Raw genomic sequence first — 5,244 nt, forward strand, 5'->3', positions numbered from 1 at the left:
ACATATACCAAAAGAAATATAAGCACTATCAAAGACTGGTGCAGTTGTTTAAACAATTTGAGGATGAAATAGATGCCTAAGCCCTTGTTACAAATGGCTCTTGATGCCACAGATATCGACACGGCATTAGCCTCAATAGAGCATGTTGCAGATAAGTTAGATGTGATTGAAATCGGGACGATTTTAGCCTTCGCCCACGGCGTAGATAGCGTAAGAATCCTACGAGAAAAATACCCAAATCACGTCATTGTCTGTGACATGAAAATCACCGATGCCAGCGCCATTTTAACGCGTCTAGCGATGGGTGCCGGCGCTAACTGGGTAACAGTAAGTGCAGCAGCACACATCGAAACTATTCGTTCAGCGAAGAAAGTAACGGATGAATTCGACGGCGAAGTGCAAATTGAGCTGTATGGACACTGGACAATGGAAGATGCGCAAGCTTGGGTCGACATGGGCATTAAACAAGCAATTTATCACCGTTCTCGTGATGCGGAACTTGCTGGTGTGAGCTGGACCGAAGAAGATTTGATAAAAATGCAGAAATTATCGGATATTGGAATTGAACTATCCATTACTGGTGGTATTGTTCCTGACGATCTGCATTTGTTTAAGAATCTGTCTGCGAAATCGTTTATTGCTGGCCGAGCGTTAGCTGGTAGCAATGGACGTGACATCGCAGAAAACTTCCATACTGAAATAGGTAAACACTGGTAGCACATATATGAGTGAGCAAATTAAATCGTTGTCTAAAGCACTGACCGTATTGGAATTCCTTGGGAATTATCCTAATGGCGTTTCGTTACAAAAAGTGTCTGAAGGGACTGGCTTCAACAAGTCATCAGTCCACCGTATTTTAGCAACATTTGAAGACTCTGGTTATGTTGCTCAAATGTGTTCAGGTAAAGAATATCGCTTAACAATGAAGTTGGTTCAGCTTGGACACGCTGCTATCAACTCTGATGTCACTGGCACCGTTAAGCCATACCTATCTGAGCTACTCGACGATGTGAATGAAACGGTTAACTTCCTCTCTTTTGATGCTGACAACATCATTTTTAAAGACAAGTTTGAACCCGTTAATTCTTCCTTTAGAACTCGAACCTACGTAGGGCTGCATTCTCCAATGTATTGCTCAGCGGCAGGAAAATGTTACTTAGCATTTAGCTCTGACAGCGTTCGAGAAACCTATTGGAAACGCAATGTCAGCACAATGAAGCCGTTAACTGAAAACACGATTCTCGACAAGTCTCAATTTTTTGGTGTTCTCGATAAAATTAAGAGCCGTGGTTATGCGCTCGATGATGAAGAGAACGAAGCAGGTATTTCTTGTGTTGCTGTCCCTATTTTTGACAAGAACAATTCTCCTGTATACGCGGTTAGCGTCTCTTCGCTTACGCCAAAAATGAAAGCTCTCGGCTACGAAGAAATTGCTAGCAGAATTCAAGACATAACAACGCGTATAGAACAACAACTCTTTTAAGGAAAAAGAATGTTTGATTCTAAAAACAAATTCAGATTAGGTATTTACGAAAAAGCGATGCCAACCACCCTTACATGGGTAGAGCGTTTGGTTCACGCCAAAGAAGCTGGCTTCGACTTTGTAGAAATTTCAGTCGATGAGACCGACGAGCGACGTGCTCGTTTAGATTGGTCAGACGAAGAGATTTATGAACTTCGCCGCCTATGTGAAAAGCATCAAATGCCATTCCAATCGATGTGTTTGAGCGCGCACCGTAAGTTCCCATTTGGCTCAATGGATGACGGTATCCGCACTGAATCGCTGATCATCATGGAAAAAGCGATTTCATTGGCTTACAAGCTTGGCATTCGCTGTATTCAAATGGCGGGCTACGATGTGTATTACGAACCGCAATCGGCTGAAACTCACGCTCGCTTCATTGAAGGCATGCAACAAGCCACCAAAATGGCAGAACGTGCAGGCATCATGTTAGGTGTAGAGATCATGGATACTCCGTACCTCAATTCATTAAGTAAGTTTGAAGTGCTTAAGCGCGAGATCCCATCACCTTACTTCATGGCTTACCCAGATGTCGGTAATATTTCTGGTTGGAACTACGACGTGTGTACCGAACTAAAGCTAAGCCGTGATCACCTAGTACAAGTCCACCTTAAAGACACGCTACGAGTTTCAGAGACCTGTAAAGGTCAGTTCAGAGATCTGGTGATTGGTGAAGGCCAAGTCGACTTCCCAGCTATTTTCAAAACACTCGCTGAAATTGATTACAGCGCGCCATTAGTGATTGAAATGTGGGCTCAAAATGACAACTGGTTCGAAGATATCAAACAAGCAAAAGCAACGTTGAAATCTATCGCTAACCAATCTGGCTTTGAACTGTAAGGAAACGACCATGACAATTTTTCGCACCGCTTTTTTTGAAGCCGATTTAACTGAAGAACAAAAGCAAGACTTCTACCAATACATGGAAAACGAAGTCGCGCCTATTATTCGCACATTCCCGAACAACCAAGGGTTAACGCTGAATAAGCCTGAAGCGATTGAAGCTGAAAGCCATAAAAACCTACTGCTGATGATGCAGCACAGTTACGAGAACGAGTCAGCAATGGCTGCTGCTTTAGATTCTGAGCAACGAATCAAAAGTATGCATGCGACCAAAGTGATTATTGAGAAATACAACATTCATGTTCATCACATCAATTTCGTTCGTGATTAACAGCTTAATAGGCAATACACCGTAAAGTCTCAATCGAAAAGCAGAAGATCATCTTCTGCTTTTTTTATCGCTATCAATAAGGAATCACTATGAGAGTATTCCCGTTAAAAGATGCCCCACTGGTCTTACTGTCTCTGATATTTTTTATCTGGGGTTTAATTACCGTTTCAAGTAACTCGCTAATTCCACATTACAAAGAAGCTTTCTCTCTCGACTATAAAATGGCGATGCTATTTCCCATGGCCTTCTTTATCACCCGAATTACGGTGTCGCTTCCAACGTCATTTGTCATGGCAAAAATTGGCTATAGAACTACGCTGAAGTTCTGCTTGATATGGTGCCTTCTGGGCTGTCTAGCCATGGCATATTTAGTGCGAGGAGAAGAGCTTGTTCCAACACTCATTGGGATCTTATTGATGGCCTCAGGTGTGTCAGCAATTCAAGTAGTGAGTTCACCTTACGTATCACTTCTCTCGACACCCGATAAGAGTGTTATACGTCAAAGTGTGGCAACAGCATCTAACTCCGTTGGCACTGTGCTTGGTCCGCTAGTGCTTACCGCTGTCATTCTCGTGGCTACAAGTTTTAACGTCGACAACACCGCCCATCAAGTTTCGTATCTGTTCTTATTCATCGCCCTGTTCTTTTTCGGCTTACTGGTATTTTTTAGCAAAATGACGCTTCCAGATATCAAACCAAAACAGATGACTGGCTTTTGGCGAGGGTTAAGGCTTCTAATTAAAAATCAGCAGTTTATGAAATTAGCGTTGGTACTGTTGCTGTACATCGGTGTAGAGGTCAGTTTTGGTACTTTTACTATTGTGTATCTTGCCGACCAGCAATATGGCGACCTTGGTTTGGTCTTCGCAACACAGATCATCGCTCTTTATTGGGTATTAATGTTTGTTGGAAGAGTGTTATTCGCCAAGTTTGGAAACACTGTAAACAAGCACTATCTCTTCTCACTGTCTTGCGTTATTGCAGCTTTGATTAGTGCCGTTGCGGTCTATCAAAATTATGTTTGGATTGGCTATTTGATGCTTGTCGTAGGGTTATGTAATTCAGCACTCTACCCTATCATTTACGCACAAGCGCTACATGCATCAGGTAAGCAAAACTCACAAGGGGCAGCAATTCTCATTATGTGTTCAATTGGAGGGGTTGTTTTACCATTCGTACAGGCGAGTTTGATTGATGAGCTTTCGCTGAGTACGAGTTATATTGCGCCCGCATTAGCGTATGTATTAATGATGGTTTTGTACTGGTCTAGTTTAAAGCATCGTGTTTAAACTGTTGGTTTAGATAGGTAACTTGGTTTAGTCAATCACTTGATTCAGTAACTAAGTCGATGACTAGAAAGTCGGCCTGATTGGCCTAAAAGTCAGGGTGGAGAAAGGGAAGGTGGAATGGGGAAGGTAAATAAATTTAGTGCTTCTGACGTTAGTTTGAATCAGTGAGTGGCTAATCACCACCACTGATCACACTTAACGCGGGTTATTTAAGAAATTAAACCCAAGCAGAAGCAACAAGTAGGATAATTGCACCCATGATAACGGTAGACTTAGCAAAAAATAGAACTTCATTCATTACTGAAGGTTTTGCTAGTGATGCGTTGTTTTCATTTGTGATTACTGTAGCGTTCATACTGTGTTCTCATCGTTGTGTGATCTAAGGTAAATTTTGCGCCGTTATGTGACCAAAGTCAATAATAACTGTAGTTTTATTACACAATGAAAAATCTATAACTGAAGAGAACTCCAACAACGCAACCTCCCCTGACTCCACGTAGTTTTCCATTAAATCAACATCTATTAGATACAAAAAAGCCCGAAGCCTGATCTACAGAATACTTCGAGCCTTTATACAGCAGTCGATACTCGACTTAATTCAATTGAGCTAACTCCGCTCGCATTGAATCGATAGCTTGTTGATAATCTTCACTATCAAAAATAGCAGAGCCCGCAACGAACATATCGGCACCCGCTTCAGCAATCTCTTTTATGTTGTTAACTTTCACACCACCGTCGACTTCTAAACGAATATTTCGGCCTGATTCATTAATGCGCGATCTGATTGAACGCAGCTTAGTTTCAGAGCTCAGGTCCGCTACCCACTTCCAAACCATTCGCTGGAACAAATTTAGTTATCTGCCCGTTTTCAACCATGTAGCAATCCATGCCTGCCGATGTCGCTGCGTGCTGGCCTATAATCGTATCTTCAAACACCACACAATCGCTCGGTTCAAGCTCTAACTGGCTAGCGACTTTCAGAAAAGTATCCGGGTTAGGTTTGTGATTTTCTACGTCATCTGAAGTCACAATCGTACGTATCATTGATGGGATATCGGTCGTCTTTAAAATCGCCCTTGCATGCTTGGCTTGAGCACCAGTGCCGATGCCTATCTTTTTCAACTGATACTGTTGCTGTAAGAGTGCATAGGTTTCTGGAATAACATCCCCTTTGTGCTCAATGGCTTCAAAGTTGGCAATTTTGTCCGAAGTAATTTGTTGAGCATCAAGAGTTAGATCGTAACGCTTAAGGATCTCTT

The 5,244-nt window shown here is 42.2% G+C and carries 7 protein-coding genes and 1 pseudogene; 5 read left to right on the forward strand and 3 right to left on the reverse strand.

Going from position 1 to position 5,244, the window contains the following annotated elements:
- Positions 1-72 precede the first annotated feature (72 nt).
- The 5 genes from AB4496_RS09730 to AB4496_RS09750 all read left to right on the forward strand — a co-directional run bounded on the left by AB4496_RS09730 (position 73) and on the right by AB4496_RS09750 (position 3,985).
- Complete coding sequence (locus AB4496_RS09730; RefSeq protein WP_102249457.1) at positions 73-717, forward strand: 3-keto-L-gulonate-6-phosphate decarboxylase UlaD; 645 nt, start codon at positions 73-75, stop codon at positions 715-717.
- A 7-nt stretch (positions 718-724) separates the two neighbouring features.
- On the forward strand, positions 725-1,483 hold the full coding sequence (locus tag AB4496_RS09735) for an IclR family transcriptional regulator (RefSeq protein WP_009845888.1): 759 nt from the start codon (positions 725-727) through the stop codon (positions 1,481-1,483).
- Between the two features lie 9 nt (positions 1,484-1,492).
- Complete coding sequence (locus AB4496_RS09740; protein WP_009845889.1) at positions 1,493-2,362, forward strand: L-ribulose-5-phosphate 3-epimerase; 870 nt, start codon at positions 1,493-1,495, stop codon at positions 2,360-2,362.
- A 10-nt stretch (positions 2,363-2,372) separates the two neighbouring features.
- Positions 2,373-2,696 carry a hypothetical protein gene (locus AB4496_RS09745; protein WP_009845890.1) on the forward strand — a complete coding sequence of 108 codons (324 nt, stop codon included), beginning with the start codon at positions 2,373-2,375 and terminating at the stop codon, positions 2,694-2,696.
- A gap of 89 nt (positions 2,697-2,785) precedes the next feature.
- Positions 2,786-3,985, forward strand: a complete 1,200-nt coding sequence (locus tag AB4496_RS09750; protein ID WP_009845891.1) for a sugar MFS transporter — start codon at positions 2,786-2,788, stop codon at positions 3,983-3,985.
- A 217-nt stretch (positions 3,986-4,202) separates the two neighbouring features.
- Here the strand turns inward: AB4496_RS09750 and AB4496_RS09755 are convergent, their stop codons facing one another.
- The 3 genes and pseudogenes from AB4496_RS09755 to AB4496_RS09765 all read right to left on the reverse strand — a co-directional run.
- Complete coding sequence (locus AB4496_RS09755; protein ID WP_009845892.1) at positions 4,203-4,340, reverse strand: hypothetical protein; 138 nt, start codon at positions 4,338-4,340, stop codon at positions 4,203-4,205.
- A gap of 238 nt (positions 4,341-4,578) precedes the next feature.
- Positions 4,579-4,782, reverse strand: a pseudogene (locus tag AB4496_RS09760) (ribulose phosphate epimerase); the annotation flags it as partial.
- Positions 4,783-4,786: 4 nt separating this feature from the next.
- A partial coding sequence (locus tag AB4496_RS09765; RefSeq protein WP_372130881.1) for an HAD family hydrolase occupies positions 4,787-5,244 on the reverse strand: 458 nt, incomplete at its 5' end.

The sequence above is a fragment of the Vibrio sp. 10N.222.46.A1 genome, assembly GCF_041473595.1.
In the GTDB taxonomy this organism is placed as follows: domain Bacteria; phylum Pseudomonadota; class Gammaproteobacteria; order Enterobacterales; family Vibrionaceae; genus Vibrio; species Vibrio tasmaniensis_A.